The following is a 15,356-nucleotide window of genomic DNA, read 5'->3' as shown; positions in this document are numbered from 1 at the left end:
ACGAGGTCGTAATATTCTTCTGCCGTTGGAGCTTCAATGGGTTCTTCGCCCCCTTGCGAGGCATTCCACCCGTCCACCGCTGCCGCGAACTCCCAGAGGGTCATCTCGCGAACCTGCGCTGGCGTGAAGCCTAAGACTGCGCCTGTTCCATAGAGGGCGGCGGCGGAGAGGCGTTCTGCCCCGGCGCTTCCGTCGCCGCGTCGTCTTTTCCCACTGTCTCGCGGGTGTCGCCTACCAGAGCCTTCAGGAGGATGGCTCGTGCCAGGACAGCCGCATCGAGCAACCGCCCGGGGACGACATTTTCCTCAACGAGGGTCTTCGCCCGCTTGGCATCCGTACCGCCACCCATCAGGCCGAGCCGGATAGGCTCCTTCAGGTCGGCAATGCGCCATTCGCCGCTGCCGATCCGGTTCAGGACCGCAGCACAACCGCAGTCGAGTTTCTCTTCCAGCGCGAGCAGCTCGCCAATGCCCAGCCGGAAGACGCGCTCGTCTCCCGCCCAGACCTGTTCAAACGATGCGTCAGCACTCACGGGGTCACCGGCACCACATTAACCGGGCCGTCTGAGGTGAGCTCAATCTCGTACTGGATCAGGCCGTCTTGATCGCCGGTGATGTTGAATGTGGTCAGATGATACCGGCCCTGATAGGTGCGCGGTCCGACAGCATAGTCGATCACGACGCGGACGTTGCGCGAGTCCACGTCCTCAAAGAACTCTTCCCAGGTGTCGATGCTTTCCTTGGCCAGCGTGCCGGATCCGCTGATCCCCGACGACAGGGCGCCCTTGGCTCTCTCTGTCCACACAGGTTGGTCGGGATCGCTACAGTCGGCAACGTTGAAGTCGTTCGTGGAGGCCGAGCGGTTGAATGACTTCGTGTTCAGGGCGCAGGGAGCAGCGAAGACTTCGGGATCGGCACCGTCACCGATCATGATGAGCAGCTTCGAGCCGCGCAGAGTAGTTGGGCGAGCCATGGCAGTTCTCCGATGTGAGCTTTGGTTAGTCCGAAGGCTGTGTCACAGCTCGGATTTGGATACGCGCCCGGCTGGTTAGGCCATCTCGGTCGCGCTCATAGAAGGTGTTCTCCACCTTCAGGATCTCCAGCGTATGACCGCTGAGGATTAGTTCTCCATTGTGGAGCCGTGTTCTGACTGCGGAGGCAATCCGTTTGGCCTGCGGAAACCCCACCTCCCGCGACCAGACGCTGACCTCGATGGTGCTCTCACTTCCATCATAGCAATCAGCATCGACCGGAGTGGTCTGGCCCTCCCCTACGGTGACGCGGGGGAAAGGGTTCCGGCTTGGGACCGTATCGAAGACGTTCTCGCCTGCTTCAGTAGCCAAGTCCTTGATCGCATCAATGATCGCGCCTTGGAGTGCGAGGGCCGGATCGCTCATTTGCTTCCTGCTATCTTGCGGGCTGCTTTGCGCGTGGCTCTCGTCAGGCGCGACCGAACTCGCCGCCTCAGCGCCCTGTAGGACACAAAGAAAAAGGGGTTAGCTGCCATGTTTGCGGTCCCGTGCTCCTGCCATCTGGCGTAGAATGCACGGTTACTCCCGGCGAACACGATCACTCGTAAATCAGCATCGCTAGACTCTGCCTCAGCAAGGACCATGGAGCCCTTGGGGGCAGATCCGAAGGTCCACCCGATAGAGGCCTTCAGATCGCCGTCCTCATATGGGGCGAGACGGCGAGCCATATTGACGATCTCCTCCGCATTCTCGGCGAGAACCTTTCGGATTTCGTCCTTGGCTGCCTCGGGCAATGCGCGGAGCTTTGCCCGTACGGCCGCGATGCCTTCTACGGCCATCAGGTCAGCCCTTTGTCTTGCTCTCAGCCTCCGCGGACACCTCGGCCACATCCTCGATCACGCCCGCTACCTTCGCGGCCTCATAGTGGGCTTCGGGGATGCGGTATTCTTTGCCGCCCTCGTATGCGACTTGGCGCTGACCGTCGATGCGGTAGGTGTACGGCTTCGTGAACTTTACTTTCTGTGCCATGTTGACCTCCAGGCGTAAAACAGGCCCGCGGGGCGGGCCTAGTGAACTTCCATGTAGAGAACCTGCGATATTATTCGCCTGCCCCGACTTGGTACGAAGGCCAACTAGGGTCTGAGCACCGACCGCGAATAATGTGCCTAGGTATTTGTGTCGCTTTACTTGCAGCATTTATCGATCTGTACGCTACGCCATCAATTCTCACATTGAGAAGCGAAGGCCTGCCATCTTTTGGCGCACGTTTCGCTAAGGCGGGATCCAACGATTCATACTCTGGGAAGGCGGGGCTCATGCACCTTTTCTTTAGCGTGTTTATATCGATGCCGTTGGCCTGAGCAGCTTCACTCTGACTCCCATACACTCTGCCAGCCACGGTGACGCTCTTGCGCAAAGATGAAAAGGCGGCATTTCCAGCAAGTTCGCTCTGTCTCTCGGGATCTGCAAAGCGCCACTCTGGATAGTTTGAACTGACGCAGCGATAAACAACGCCACCCCTGGTTAGCCCAAAGGTCGAGGCTGCAGCACCTATAGACTCAAAGACCTGTTCACCTACTATAACTTTTTCGGGCACTCTCGGCGGGGCTTGTCTCTGTTTTTTCGGACCGCCATCGGCATACTTCCAATCTGGGTAATTGGAACTCTCTGCTCTCTTGTCTACCATGCTGACGGAAACGCCCAACTTGCGGGCCGCTATAGTGGTTGTCGCGTAACGCTGGCCGTTGATGATGATCGCTGTTGAGTCTGATCGGATGCCTTTCTGCTTTCGCTTTCTCTGGCCCTCGTCAATGTAAAAGTAGCCCTCCCACCCTGCGGCGATGCGGCTATGGATCATGCGAACATCCATGCCCGTTGCGCGGCCTGCTTCACTTAGAGAGGGAAACTCAGTTCCCTCGACAATCACAGGGCGGCGGTAGCGCTCAAGAAGCTTAACTCTCGCCGGGCGCTGACCTTCCGCTTCATAATAATAGCCGGGCCACCCGTTCTTTATGCGATGCGCTATGACGCTACTGTGAGCGCCCAGAGCTTTGGCTGCCGCGCCGAGCCATCCGTATCGAACTCCAGCGGCAACAACTGCTTTTGCCGTTGGGTTAGCTTCCCCGCGTAAGCCCGTATGGCCAGAGGTGCCGTCGCCGCCATCCGTCAGATTGGTAAGCGGGCCAAGCTCACGGTCGCGCCGCCCGATCTTCGCAATCAGGTCACGTTCGATTTCAAAGGCTTCGTCCTCATTCAGATCCGTTGCGTCAAATGAATACCCGAGCGAGAGACCTAAGCGGCGATGTTTCGCAATGATACGCAACTTGATTGGATTCTTATGGATCTCACTATCAAGCTCGTGATGCAATACTCGGCTATTCCTGCCCTTGCCTACATAGAAAGGAACAGGAACTGCCTGATCCATGCGCCACAAGATGTACACATACCAAGTTTGATCGAGGCGCTTTATGAGAGGTGCGGCATCTGCTCGGGTGAGGATACCCTCAAAACCAATATCAAGTTCACGGAAGTAATCTCTGCGCGTCATCATAAGGCATATTGGCAGTTCATTTGACCAGCTGCAACAGATCTCAGTAGATCCTCAGTTTGCTCCTCCCAAGGTACAGGTCAGGATGTTCCACGCCCGCTTGCCGTCAGGGTCGCGGATGTCGTGAATGTTATAGATCTCAGTCGGCTTTCTCGCATTTACGCAGCGCCATTCAGGTTGAACCTGCACGGTCTGAGACGACCAGCGGACCTCGATCTCGACCGGCCGCACGCCCTGCAGGCGCTGAGCGAGTACCTCTTCCCGGCCTCGGGCCGGCCGGATGTTGGCGGCAACGGTGAACTGGTCTTGCCAACCGCCAGACGTGGGGTTGCCATAGGGGTCATCCGGCGTCTCGACGCGGCGCTGAAAGGTCACTCGGTCGCGAAGCTGTCCCGATGAAGGCATTCGTTAACCCTGTTTTACGACCTCAGAGGCCGCATTGTGGATAAAGATGGGGACAATCATTCACGGCACTTCGGCGTGAAAATCGGCGCTATTGGTTCCATCCGAAGACCACGAAATTTTCGTTTCAGCAGCAAGGTTTGATTTAGGATCTGGGCCCAAAAACCGCGCCTGTTCTTGCGTAACCAGGTGCTTTCGTGTCCCCATCAAAGCTTCATTTTCTCTTCACTGTCGTTGCCTTGATCACCCTCGGGAAAGCTCCCATCGTTGCTCCAGTCAGAAATCCAGATGCTCAGACCATGATTAGAATGTCGATCACTCGAGACCCAGATGCGTAGCGCTGTTGACGACGATGCTGTGGGCATATCTCAGGCGTCCATAATATGGCCACGGTTGGTGAGCGTTATTCGGCCTTGCGCTGTTGCCCCCCAAGAGCGCAGACGCCCCGGCTGAGGATCCCTGAACCCGATCGCCTCAGCCGGGGCGTTATCATTCTTGGCTAACCCGCATGCCAGATCGGATTTTCCGGGAATGCATCCCTCGCCTTCTGAGACGTTGAGAGACGTGTAGAACGGTCTATCCTCTTACTCGTGGTTTACTTTTGACCGTAAGGAAGCCACCAGCGCCCCAGCTGAGATTTCGAGCGTGTTTCGCTCGGCTGGGGCGCCCCACTCCAAACACCAAAAGTTTACCAGCCTCGGTCATTATGCTCTCACCGGGTGCGTTGCATATCAGCCCGGGTAAGTGCGGTGTTGCAACCGACATCGCATGCGCTCTGGCCAAGAAACCCAAGACAGCACTTGGCCAGAGCGCACCGTCGCTTACTCTCGCGCCTAGGCGATTGCAGGATCCCGGTGGCGACTTAGAAGTCGTGCTACTGGCCCACCAGCAGCCAGATAGTCTCCGTCTCCGCTTCCGTCGCGATCTTCATAGAGTGCGGTCAGCACCAGTAAGATGGCCGCCTGCACGGTCTTCGGAACCGTCTGCACGGTCCATCCGTGATCGGGCTTCTTCAGGTAGTCCAAAATGATGGCGCTCGCCTGCTCCATCTTCATGGTCAGGTCAGCGTCTTCATCCGTGTGATCGATGCGCAGCTGCTGCTTCGCCTGTTCAATTGTGATCAGGGCCATATCAGACCACCTTCCCTGGCACGCCGACTCGCACAGGCCCCTTCGGCTTTGCTTCCTTCATCACGCCGTCGCGGCCGTCCCTGCCCTTCTTCACAGCAAGGCGGAAACCCTTGCCGCTATCGGGCTTGTCAGCTGTCTCTTCCTGGCAGATCCAGAACGATCCGCCCCAGGTCACGCCGTCACCAGGCCTGTAGGTCTGGCCATCCTTGTAGACGCCGCGATCCACGATGATGGGGAGGCGGAAGTCCTTCACCTCGTCGGCACGCATGAAGCGCAAGACCACGCCCTCATCGGTGTCGAGCAGATCGATATCCTCGAAGCCGAAGCCGTCGCGCCCGTCCTTGCCGTCGATGCCCTTTTCACCAGGTGCGCCATCCTTGCCGATCACGGGCCCAAGGCTTCGCGTTTCGCCGTTAGTCAGGGTTACGACGAGCTCGCCGGCCCGGTCAATGATCGCACCAGCCAGGCCGATGCCGTCTTTCCCATCAACGCCATCCTTGCCGTCCTTTGGCATGGGGATGGAGGATGCGGCTTTCTCGACGGCCTCGGATACCATCCGCTGCACTGCAGCAGGATCGATACTCTCACCATCCCTACCCGGCTCGCCATCCTTTGGTCTGGGAAGCTCACTGACGCGCTTCTCCACTTCGGAAGCGATCCGGGGCAAGACATCCTCGATAGTGACGCTCTTGCCGTCCTGCGGGGCCGGAAGACCTGCGACGGCCTTCCCGACCTCCTCCGCCACAATAGCGGTGACGTCCGGCAGGTCAGGCACCTTGATGCCCTCTATGGCCGTCTTAAGCCCTTTTACCTCGGCAGCGATTATCTCTCGGACCTCGCCAAGATCGGCGTCCTTGCCATTCTTTGGGGCTGGCAACTCGTCAAACCGTTTCTCGAGCGCTTCCATCCGGGCGAGGATCGGCGCCATCTGCCCCTTCAAGATTTCGGCAAGCTCTTGGCCGAAAGCCTTGGCGTCAATCATGCCGCGAGACCCTTCTGAAATGACAATGCGGCCTCAGCGAAGAAGGCGCGCTGCTCTGCCTGCTGTCGCGCAGCATCGTCTACCTCAGAGCCCTCGCGCGGCGCAGTGGGCGCACCTCCAAACGGATCAGCCTGAGCATCACGTTTGGCGAGCGCCTCAAGGCTATAGTTCTGCTGCTGAAGATAGGGGCTGTTCCCGCCTGCCTTCGGACCAAGATTGAGCCGCTTCCGAGCTTCGTTCGGCGCCTTGATGCCTGCACCCACGGCTTCCTTCTCGGCATTGATCAGCGCCGTCGTGTCCATCCGGAGCAGATTATCGACGTCGAATTCGGTGCCGATGTTCTCGCCCATGCCCAGACCTTCATCGAGGCAGAGCTCAATCGACTCGATAAGGACCTGGAGACACTGTGAGTAGTATTCAATATTGAGCGCTTCGACGTTGTTATTGGCCGGCATCGTGCCGACACCTATCTTATAAGGCGGGACGTGGTAGGTCGAGCAGACGACCTCGGCGGACCATTTAAGCTGCTCTATGAGCTGAGCGTCGACAGCCTTGGCCTTCATGGCCTCATACTTCAACCCATCGCCAAGAACAGCCACCTTGCCGGAGTTCTTCCCAGCGAAGTTGGTATCCCAGTGTTCCTTGAGGCGCTTGGCAGTCTCGTCGCTGATTGAGCCCGGAGCTGTCAAGATACCGCCTGGCTGAGCACCGTTCTGGAAGAACGTCGTACTGTCATTCTGGATCGCAAGCCCGTGCATGGCAGCAAGCCCGCCGGCAAAGATCGGGGAGAGGCCAATTAGCGGGTGGTAGAAGCAATTGAAGCGGTCGTGGATGATCTCACGGGCAGGCACCGTCACCGACTGCGGGAGCCCTACCAAATTGTCGGTGTTGAGTTGATAGAACACGCTGCCGTCATCTGCCACGAGAGGCGTGACGAGGGCCCAATCCAGCACATACAGGCGTTGTACCACGCCGCGTCCGTCCCGCTGCTTCAGGATTACGGCGTTGCCGCGCTGGAGCTTGGACAGGACCCAGCTCTCCATGAACTGGATCCGGTTCTGGAAGTGGTTCGGCTTGCGAAGGACAGGCGAATAGGCCGAGTTGGTCGTCTCCGTCCAGATATCGTTCTCGTCCTTCTTGACGAGCTTGATCCGGAGCTTGGAGATGTCCGAAGCTATAAGGGTACGACAGGCGAAATCGGCATGGTTCGACAGCACGTCGTCATACCGGACCTCAACGTTCCGCTGCCAAGCACCCGCAAAAGCCTCAAGGATGCGGAACCAGCCCCCGCGCCCCTGCGAGATAGGGGTAGCGGCTGTCTGGCCCGCCGCCTTTGCGCGGGAGATGTTCAGACCGAGAAGGCGCATGGGTTAGGCCTTGGAAGCTTCAGCAATCTTGGCCTTCAGTGTCTCAGCATCCCAGCCCCCAAAGGGCTTCTTGCCGATGACGGCTTGGTACTGCTTGCGCAGAGCCGCCATGTCATCACCTGTTCCGGCCTTGTTGGCCGAGGGCACCGACGGACGGACCGCGGTCTTCTTCGCCGGAGGCGCATCGTCAGCGGCAAGATCCGCCCGCTCGTATCCGAGCCTGGATAGCACTCGGGCATAGCGAGGATCTTGGGCTTTCATGGCCCGCGTCATATAGGATGATTTCTTCATGGCCATCTCCGCCTAAAGGAACCGGCCCCGCTGACGGGACCGGTCGTCTCAATACGAGTTTTTGCCTTTAGGGAGCTGCAGGAGCACCCCAGGTCACGTTGTCCATCCAAGCGACTGCGCTTGCACGGCGTCGAGCCCAGTTCATGGTGCGCTCGGCGCGGAAGGCCACGCTGTTCGTCTGGAACATCGACACAACGGTGGTCTCGACCGGATCGGCAGCGCCGGAGTCCTGCGTCGGATTATCCACCATCTCGAGCGAGGCTTCCGTCGACATTGCGATGTCCACGCCACCTTCGTCGGCCAAGTAGATGTCCTCGGCATTCACGAGCGCCACGTAGTCGGTCAGGTAGTTCGACACGATGACGGGGAGCTCGAAGAACGTGCCACCCTGCATGGTGATGCCGGGGAATTCGCGCTGACCGAGCGGGTTCAGCATCATCATGAGCCGCAGAGCGTAGGTGGCAGACATGATCCAGACGCCAGACTGCAGCGGGTTGTTGGCCGAGACGAAGGAGCCGATGATGCCCTGCGCATCGGCGCGAACGCTATCCGCGTCAGAGCCGCCGCCGCCGGTGACGGCCGTCACGCCGTTGAGGATCGAGGCAGGCCGGACATTGGCCACAGCCGCCGAGGCCGGGTCAATGAAGGACAGGTCCGAGCGCTTGGCAATGGCCTTGGCAAGGGAGTTCCGCAGAAGCACGTCCGAGGACGGCGAACTGTCGCGGATGAGTTCCATCGTCTGCACCGCAATGGTGGCGATCTTCAGCGGATTGATCTCGCTGCGACCGACCGTGAACTTGGTCAGCGGCTTGCCCTTGCCCTCACCAACCCACTGCGCATCGGTCTCAGAGGTCTCCGAGATGAGGGGCACCCGGAACGGTACACGGGTCAGGTTGGGGATATTGCCGGTGCCGAAGCGCCCGACAATCGTCATTGGGCGGAGGAACTCCACGAAATCAGCGAAGCCCCCTTCGTTGCCGATTAGGGCATCGGTGTTGGCCGATGTCATCGCGGAGACAGCTGCCTTTACGATGTCAACAAGGTCCGGATCGGCCTTGCCGTAGATGCCCTCGGCTACCCGGTCGATAGGCTGGTGGGTCTTTGTTGAGATGGCCAAGCATTTTGCATAGCGGGCAAAGCGGATGCCTTTCTCCGGGGGCGGCTTCGGCAAAGCGACGCCAGAGCGGACGGCAGCGCCTTCGGCGCCCGTCTTGATCTGGCTGTGAACAACAGGCCGGGCAGTCGTAGCCTGAGCCTTTTCGAGCGCGCGGAGACGCTTCAGGTCACCGTCGATGGCGTCAACTTCGCCTTCGAGCGTGTCGAACTCTTCCTGCTCGGCCTGATCGGTGGAGCGGCCTTCGTCGATGGACTTCTGCATGACAGCAGCCATGCGGGCGGACTTGGCATTTCGTGAGGCCTCAAGCGCCTCGATCTGCTCTGCGATGGTTTTCATGGTCGTGCCCTCCTTCGGGCGCAAGTTGACGGATTTGACGGTTTTTCCGGTAGCGCCCGGACGGACAGGCCGATCAGTTGCCTTGGGCTCTTTGCCGGTCGCGGCGAGCAAGGGGGCATCGATCGACTTGATGGTGGAGATCACCGCGTCAGCATTTGCTGGCACTGACACTAGGGATAGTTCCAAAACCTCGCTTTTGTTGAAGCGGATGCCGCCTTCATCAAGAAACGAGTATTCCAGAGCGCGGAAGCCGATGGAGACGGCGCGGACCAGGCCGGCCTTGATCTCGCCCCATGCGGTTTCCACGCGGTCGCGGAGGGGGCCGGCCTGTTCGATGATCGGGAGCCTTGCCTCGAAGGTGATGCCGTCCTTTGTGGGTCTGTCGAAGGTGACAGTGCCAACCGGCTTGTCGTGGTCATGTTGATGCAGGAGTGGCATCGGGTTCTTGAACTGGACGCCCAAGGGCTCAACGATATCCCCTACCCGGTCTGGGTTGGGTGTCGTGGCCACGCCGCGGATAATGCGCTGGTCCTCCTCGACCGCTTTCACGGTCAGGATCGAGTACATGCGGTTCATTCTTGGGTTCCTTCTCAGCCCAGCACGAACATCTGATATTCGGGCGGACGTTCGTCCGTTCGGTCCCTCGACTTGAGGCCGCAGAGCATCGCCACCGTGACGGCGCCGTCGATGCGGAAACGGGCTTTGTTCTTATCGATCTTGCGATTGCCGGCCGGATCCATCGTGGCGACCGCGTTCGCCATGTTCCAGTTCAGTACCGGACTGGATGGATGCTCGAGCTTGCGTTCGATTACCGCGAATTCCAGGGCGTCGATGGCTGGCGCCATGTCACGATAGCCCTGCCCCCACGGTATGAGGCGTAGACCGTCACCCTTTTCGCCTTCTTGGAAGGCTTGGAGACCGATGCGATCAAGCTCTCGGAGAAGATCATTGATGCGCCAGCGGTCATACGCGAGACCAAGGACTTTGTACCGTTGGCACAGTTCTGCGATCTTGAGCGCCACCACCTGTGGGTCAATCGACCTTCCTGGCGAGACATCGAGCCACCCTCCATCGCGCCACTCGACATATCGGAGATTACCAGAGCCGAAGTCCCGATTACTATGCTCCTTCAGGAGATCAGCCGGCTTCCAAAAGAAGGGTTTGAGCCGCGTGAGGTCCCCTGCACTACCCATCACGAGTGAGGTCAAGTCGATGACGCCCGACATGTCGAGAGCGAGATAGACTTCTTCGCCGTCCTCAAACTCAGCTTCCCCGACACAGGCCATCCATTCGGCCCGGGAGATCAGCGAGGCGACAGGCGCCACACGCTGATTGAGATAGAGATTCAAAAATTTGGGCTCTTCGGCAGGCATTCGCTGTGCTTTTTCAGCGATTGCCTTCAAGTCATCGAAGTCGCGGAAGTCTCCAAGGGCCGGATTGGCTAGTTTCCAGATGTTCGGATCGTAGACGTTCGGGCAGTCCTCCGGAACGGCGTAGAGATGGCAGACGATGGTCGGATCCTTGGACCCTAGGCCGTCGTCAATGAGCTTCGACAGGATGTGCTCCGGGTCGTTGCTCTGCGTCGAGATGGTCACAAAGAGCGGCTCCGCACGAGCACCCATCGAAGTATCAAGAACATCATAAAGTTCGCGGTCTTTCGCTTGAGCCAGCTCATCGAAGATCACCAGACTAGGCGAGAGGCCATGTTTCGTGCCCGCTTCGGCTGAGATGGCCTTGTAGAAAGAGCCGTTCCCGTAGCAGGCAACCGTCTTTGTGGAGTCCACGCACCGGAGCATCGCGGAGAGCTCCGGATCCGCCTTCACAATCTGCGAGACGAATTTATAGACCTGCCCAGCCTGCTCCCGATCATTGGCCGCGGAGTAGATTTCGCCGTTCTGAATGGCTTCCGGCCCGACCAGATGGGTGAGTACAAGGGCCGCGATCAGCGCTGTCTTGCCGTTCTTTCGGGCGATCGAGAAGATGGCCCGTCGAACCTGGCGCCGATATTGTCCCTTGCGAAGTGTATGCGGCTCGTAAACATCCCGGATGAAAGCCTTCTGCCAATCCCGAAGGACGAACGGCCCGCCTTGGCCTTCGCCAGATGGGACATTCAATGCTTCGATGAAGCGGATAACTCGTTCTGCCCGATCAGGCCGTCGAACTTGCTGGCCGGTTTTTCCTCGGGCAGTTTTAGCGCCGCCCTTGCGACCGGATCGAGGAACAGGCGGGCGCCGATTGACAGCAGAAGCCTCGCCTGCTCGTTCATGTGCTTGAGCCATGGGTTCAGTACTGGTTGGCCTTGAGACCCTGCCTCGACTTGCTTGAACTCGGGCTTGTTCACCTCCTCTACGCAGCGCTTGTGTTCCGACCAGGCGCTCGCGTAGGCCGAGAGCAGGAAGGCGTCACAGGATGCGTAGGTTTTTGGCGGCAGCGAGCGCTTGATGATCTCGATGCAAGCCTTCGCGTCGTCGCTCAGATGATCGGGGGCGACCACAGAGCCGCCAGCCACGATGCTCGTCTCAGGAATGGGCCGCTTGCCGGGGTTGCCCTCAAGGCGGCGAGCCTCTGGGGACTTCCGTGGGCGTCCCATGTTACATCATCCTAAAAAGGTTCGGAGTTTTGCGGAAACTAAATGAAAACTATGGGCGCCGGTCCGGGACTGAAAGGTTCTATACTTTCGAGAGCCCCCCTTACCTCGTCGGAGAATGCCGCATGTGGGGGCTGGACTCAGTATGCTGTCCTTGGTCATAGGGGCAACCAACATGCAACGTTTCGAAGTCTTTCACCTTCAGGAAGACCGCTGGCTAGTGATGTGCCAGGGTAGAGCTATTTACTCGTACATTACGGAGGAGGAAGCTCGCGAGACAGCACTTACGCTCGAGACGATCTCCTACAACTCGGGCCGTCAAGCACCGATTGTCATATTGCCGGTGGAGTTGAATAGAGCCGTTCATCGCCAGCCACGCGCACTTCACTCCACTGGGATGTAGGCCATCTGCCTTCTCCATCACCTGCAACCTACACTCTGCGAGTGCCTTTCCCATTACTTGTGTCGGCTTGCACGTAGTTCCACAATCCGCGCCGGATCAGGAGCGAGCGGATGCCCATTTACAAACGCGAGTTAGCCTTTAGAGCCGAGAACCCAGGAGGGCATACAGGCGAATGGTGGCACCTGATCCTCGATACAGAGGCCTCTGGATTGTGGGTGGAACACACGCGAATTCACCAAAACCCACATTCGGAGAGTGCTGAGCAGCAAAGTGAGCAGCGCTTTGGGATCAATGACTTTCTTATGCTGGCCGAGGGGCAAGAGGCCCGGACTACGCTTCTGGCAGCGCTGACCGGATTGTTTAAAGATGCGGCGCGAGATCACTAGGGGACTGCTTAGACTGGCCATCCATCGGCATCGACTGCTTGGAACCTGCTTCGCTCTTCCCTTTGCTTGTCCCTGTCGTGATGGGGCTTGCATAAGGCCTGCCAGTTGTTCTCGATATCCCAGAACAGTTGCTGATCCCCTTTGTGGGGAATGATGTGATCGACCACCGTGGCCAGGGTTACTCTTCCGTCCTTCTTGCACATGACACAGAGCGGGTTGCGCATCAGGTAGGTCTTGCGGGCTTTCTCCCAGCGGGTGTTGTAGCCTCGCTGGCGGGCTGAGCCGCGATTGGTGTCGTGCTCTTTCTGCCTTGCCCTTTGGTCAAGAGGCTTTGACATTCGGGTTGCGTCACTCAATGATGGGTCGTGTCATAAAACTGAAACGCTCAGGCAGTACCCGCATCCGCATCATGAGACCTTCCAGCAAAGACATAGTAGATCCTCGCCTCGACGCTGAGGATTGCTCCCACCACTGCCCTATGTGGTTCGTCTTATCCTTGGCCTCGGTCGGGGTTCTCAGCCTCGCCGGCACTTACTTCCTCGGCTAAGCTTACCCGCGTCAGGCCAGCTTGAGGTCCCAGCGCATGGTAGGCCAGTTGTCGTACTGGAGCATGTAGACCTGATTGCGCCGCAGCTCAGAGCGCTGGAGCTCTGTCTGATTTTCCCTGAGTGTCAGAGTGAGGAAACGGCGAAGGATGCACATGGCTGTAACCCTTTCGCGCAGTTGCTTGCAAGGATGCAGGATAGCTAACACGCCTGCATGGACACGAAAGACAAGAGCCCAGCCAACGACCGCATCGCTCATATTCTGAGGTGGGCCGGCCTATTGGCGGCCTGCGCTATGCTGGGATATCTGTTCTTGGCCTCACACTGAGCAGGGCTGACTTACCTCAACAGCCCCAGCCTCTCCGCGAGGCTTTACGAAACTGGGGACGTGGGCAGTAGGCCCCGATTGACCCATTGGCATTCCTGCGATTCACTCAAACCAAGTGACGAAGGGTGTACCATGTCAGCTAAGTGCCCAAACTGCGCAGAGCCACTACTGAGCGTGAAGTGCTACAGCGTCGATATTGAGAGCTCAGGAGTTCTCCAGAGCGGCACGGTCTATGCTTGCCCTGCGTGCTCTGCCGCCATCACCATCTCGCTAGGGGCACCCCCAATTGTAGCCGGAACCGTCTTGGAAACTGTGACGGATGTCTCAGTCAACCCAGAGGACGTGCCTCCGAGCCTACCTCAGTAGCCCTAACCTCCCAGCGATGCTCTCTTACACGAAGAGGTTAGGGCAACGATCTGGTAGTCATGCCTGGCGAAGGCACATCACCATCGCCAGGCAACTGGATCATTGAGAGCGACAACGACCGGTCTTAGTTGTCTCGCGGTCGCCGTCATCATAGTTGATGCCGATGGTCTCACCACCCAGTGACGCGATCTTTCCAGGATACCACTTTCCAGCACCCTTGAAGTTGCACTCAACTCGACCACCGATAGCCCAGTTGTACGGTCTTACAGCACTGACAGAGAGAGTCTCGCGATCACCGTCGTCGTAAGCCACGGTGATATTCCCACCCGATACAGCTTGGATGACGCCAGGGTACCAGTAGTTGCCACCCTTGTACTGAGCTAGAACCCAGTCGCCTTTCGACTGCGCTTGAGCCGACCCGATGCCTGCGATAAGGCCCAGGGCAATGAGCCCGAGCTTATAAGAATTCTTCATTTTGCCCCCACAGCGGCCGCATTATCGCAGCCAACATATGGGGTATAGATACCTAGTTCAAAGAGCAATCACGTTTTGCCATCTTGGTTGCTTAACTTATTCAATACTTAATGTTTTCAGTAAATATCAATCGACGGCTTCTTCCCTTTGAGCCGCCGCCACCTGTCTCAACAGCCGGTGCAGATGCCTCTCGTTGCTTTGCGTAACCGAGCGTCTCTAGCGCGCTCCGCGGCTTCGTCCTTCTTACGGACGGCGGCACCCATAGCAGCACTCTCTTCAGCGCTATATACCTTTTCGGCTGGCTTTCCTGATCCTGTTACTGCCCTCCCTTGAGCTTGTGCCGCTTGGGAGGCCAAGCCGAGAGCCAATATGGTGACAAGGGTGAGGATGCGCATAGGTCCATTCCGGGGAGGCTTCGGAGCGCCGAACCTAGCACAGTCATCCAGACGATCCGGTGGCTATTTCGCCTTGGCGTGCTCACTTAAGAGTGACTGCTGCAGCTAACGGAGAAGCCCCATTCGTTCCGCAATGCTCTCTTCAACGTACTCGTGAGGACGGATCTCTATCATGAGACGACCATCATCACGGGTGCAGGACTTGCGTTTGGACATGGAGCGGGCATAAAAAAGCCCGCCGGAGCAAGGGCTCGACAGCGGGAAGTCATAAAGCTAACGCACTCCGGGTGAAAATCACCGAGAGTGCTTTGAGAACTTATTTCTAGCGTAGTGGTTCGATCCTGACAAGAGTCAAGCGACGTTATCCACTCACTCTGCCGGTTCTGGACACTGCGGCTCCATCGCCTTTATTTGCACCAAAGCGCGCAGTTAGGTGCGGCCTGTAGAGTCCGCGGGGCTCCACCTCTGAATGTAACGAAAAAGGCCCGGGTTTCCCCGGGCCTCTTCTGTCTCTGTAGGAGGCGGACCTTAGTAGGATCCGAACTTGTAGCTGAGGCCAGCACGGACCGTGTGGAATTCAATGTCGTTGCTGCCGAGAGCGACATTGTTGAAGAAGTTATCACCACCATCAAACTTGGTGTAACGGTACTCCAGACGGGTGGTCAGGTTGTTGGTGAAGGCATATTCGATACCAGCACCCAGGGTCCAGCCGGTCAGCGTGTCGTCGTC

At 58.3% G+C, this 15,356-nt stretch carries 18 protein-coding genes; 1 reads left to right on the top strand and 17 read right to left on the bottom strand.

All coding sequences use genetic code 11. The features are described 5' to 3' along the window. Positions 1-130: 130 nt before the first annotated feature. The 14 genes from AC0QTX_RS21255 to AC0QTX_RS21190 form a co-directional block, all read right to left on the bottom strand. Positions 131-532, bottom strand: a complete 402-nt coding sequence (locus AC0QTX_RS21255; RefSeq protein ID WP_474605814.1) for a gene transfer agent family protein — start codon at positions 530-532, stop codon at positions 131-133. After that, positions 529-972 (bottom strand): phage tail tube protein, encoded by a 444-nt coding sequence (locus AC0QTX_RS21250; RefSeq protein WP_474605813.1) that lies wholly within the window; start codon positions 970-972, stop codon positions 529-531. Before AC0QTX_RS21250 ends, AC0QTX_RS21255 begins: the two co-directional genes overlap by 4 nt. 25 nt (positions 973-997) lie before the next feature. Beyond that, positions 998-1,396, bottom strand: a complete 399-nt coding sequence (locus tag AC0QTX_RS21245) for a DUF3168 domain-containing protein (protein WP_474605812.1) — start codon at positions 1,394-1,396, stop codon at positions 998-1,000. Continuing rightward, positions 1,393-1,809, bottom strand: coding sequence for an HK97-gp10 family putative phage morphogenesis protein (locus AC0QTX_RS21240; protein ID WP_474605811.1), 417 nt, complete (start codon positions 1,807-1,809; stop codon positions 1,393-1,395). Before AC0QTX_RS21240 ends, AC0QTX_RS21245 begins: the two co-directional genes overlap by 4 nt. A 4-nt stretch (positions 1,810-1,813) precedes the next feature. Further along, positions 1,814-1,999, bottom strand: coding sequence for a hypothetical protein (locus AC0QTX_RS21235; protein ID WP_474605810.1), 186 nt, complete (start codon positions 1,997-1,999; stop codon positions 1,814-1,816). A 70-nt stretch (positions 2,000-2,069) separates the two neighbouring features. Next, on the bottom strand, positions 2,070-3,521 hold the full coding sequence (locus tag AC0QTX_RS21230) for a GIY-YIG nuclease family protein (protein ID WP_474605809.1): 1,452 nt from the start codon (positions 3,519-3,521) through the stop codon (positions 2,070-2,072). Positions 3,522-3,572: 51 nt separating this feature from the next. Next, positions 3,573-3,923, bottom strand: coding sequence for a phage head closure protein (locus AC0QTX_RS21225; protein WP_474605808.1), 351 nt, complete (start codon positions 3,921-3,923; stop codon positions 3,573-3,575). Positions 3,924-4,753: 830 nt separating this feature from the next. Beyond that, positions 4,754-5,050: a head-tail connector protein gene (locus tag AC0QTX_RS21220; RefSeq protein ID WP_474605807.1), complete on the bottom strand. Its 297-nt coding sequence runs from the start codon at positions 5,048-5,050 to the stop codon at positions 4,754-4,756. 1 nt (position 5,051) lies between these two features. Beyond that, on the bottom strand, positions 5,052-6,032 hold the full coding sequence (locus AC0QTX_RS21215) for a collagen-like domain-containing protein (RefSeq protein WP_474605806.1): 981 nt from the start codon (positions 6,030-6,032) through the stop codon (positions 5,052-5,054). Next, positions 6,029-7,399 carry a phage portal protein gene (locus tag AC0QTX_RS21210; RefSeq protein WP_474605805.1) on the bottom strand — a complete coding sequence of 457 codons (1,371 nt, stop codon included), beginning with the start codon at positions 7,397-7,399 and terminating at the stop codon, positions 6,029-6,031. The genes AC0QTX_RS21215 and AC0QTX_RS21210 overlap by 4 nt, the downstream gene beginning before the upstream one ends. A gap of 3 nt (positions 7,400-7,402) precedes the next feature. Continuing rightward, positions 7,403-7,690, bottom strand: a complete 288-nt coding sequence (locus AC0QTX_RS21205; RefSeq protein ID WP_474605804.1) for a hypothetical protein — start codon at positions 7,688-7,690, stop codon at positions 7,403-7,405. Positions 7,691-7,757: 67 nt separating this feature from the next. After that, positions 7,758-9,719 (bottom strand): phage major capsid protein, encoded by a 1,962-nt coding sequence (locus AC0QTX_RS21200; protein ID WP_474605803.1) that lies wholly within the window; start codon positions 9,717-9,719, stop codon positions 7,758-7,760. Between the two features lie 14 nt (positions 9,720-9,733). Continuing rightward, positions 9,734-11,257: a terminase large subunit gene (locus tag AC0QTX_RS21195; protein WP_474605855.1), complete on the bottom strand. Its 1,524-nt coding sequence runs from the start codon at positions 11,255-11,257 to the stop codon at positions 9,734-9,736. Beyond that, positions 11,254-11,733, bottom strand: a complete 480-nt coding sequence (locus AC0QTX_RS21190) for a P27 family phage terminase small subunit (RefSeq protein ID WP_474605802.1) — start codon at positions 11,731-11,733, stop codon at positions 11,254-11,256. The genes AC0QTX_RS21195 and AC0QTX_RS21190 overlap by 4 nt, the downstream gene beginning before the upstream one ends. Before the next feature lie 510 nt (positions 11,734-12,243). Between AC0QTX_RS21190 and AC0QTX_RS21185 the strand changes: the two genes are divergently transcribed. Beyond that, positions 12,244-12,519, top strand: coding sequence for a hypothetical protein (locus AC0QTX_RS21185; RefSeq protein ID WP_474605801.1), 276 nt, complete (start codon positions 12,244-12,246; stop codon positions 12,517-12,519). Positions 12,520-12,527: 8 nt separating this feature from the next. Here AC0QTX_RS21185 and AC0QTX_RS21180 read toward each other — a convergent pair whose 3' ends face one another. The 3 genes from AC0QTX_RS21180 to AC0QTX_RS21170 all read right to left on the bottom strand — a co-directional run. Continuing rightward, on the bottom strand, positions 12,528-12,875 hold the full coding sequence (locus AC0QTX_RS21180; RefSeq protein WP_474605800.1) for an HNH endonuclease: 348 nt from the start codon (positions 12,873-12,875) through the stop codon (positions 12,528-12,530). A gap of 982 nt (positions 12,876-13,857) precedes the next feature. Continuing rightward, a complete protein-coding gene (locus tag AC0QTX_RS21175) occupies positions 13,858-14,232 on the bottom strand; it encodes a tudor domain-containing protein (protein ID WP_474605799.1) in 375 nt (124 codons plus the stop codon). A 923-nt stretch (positions 14,233-15,155) separates the two neighbouring features. Continuing rightward, positions 15,156-15,356: outer membrane protein (locus AC0QTX_RS21170; RefSeq protein WP_474605798.1), on the bottom strand; the 201-nt coding region annotated here is incomplete at its 5' end.

Source organism: Microvirga sp. jy35 (assembly GCF_056148915.1).
This window is presented reverse-complemented; position numbering and strand designations above follow the sequence as displayed.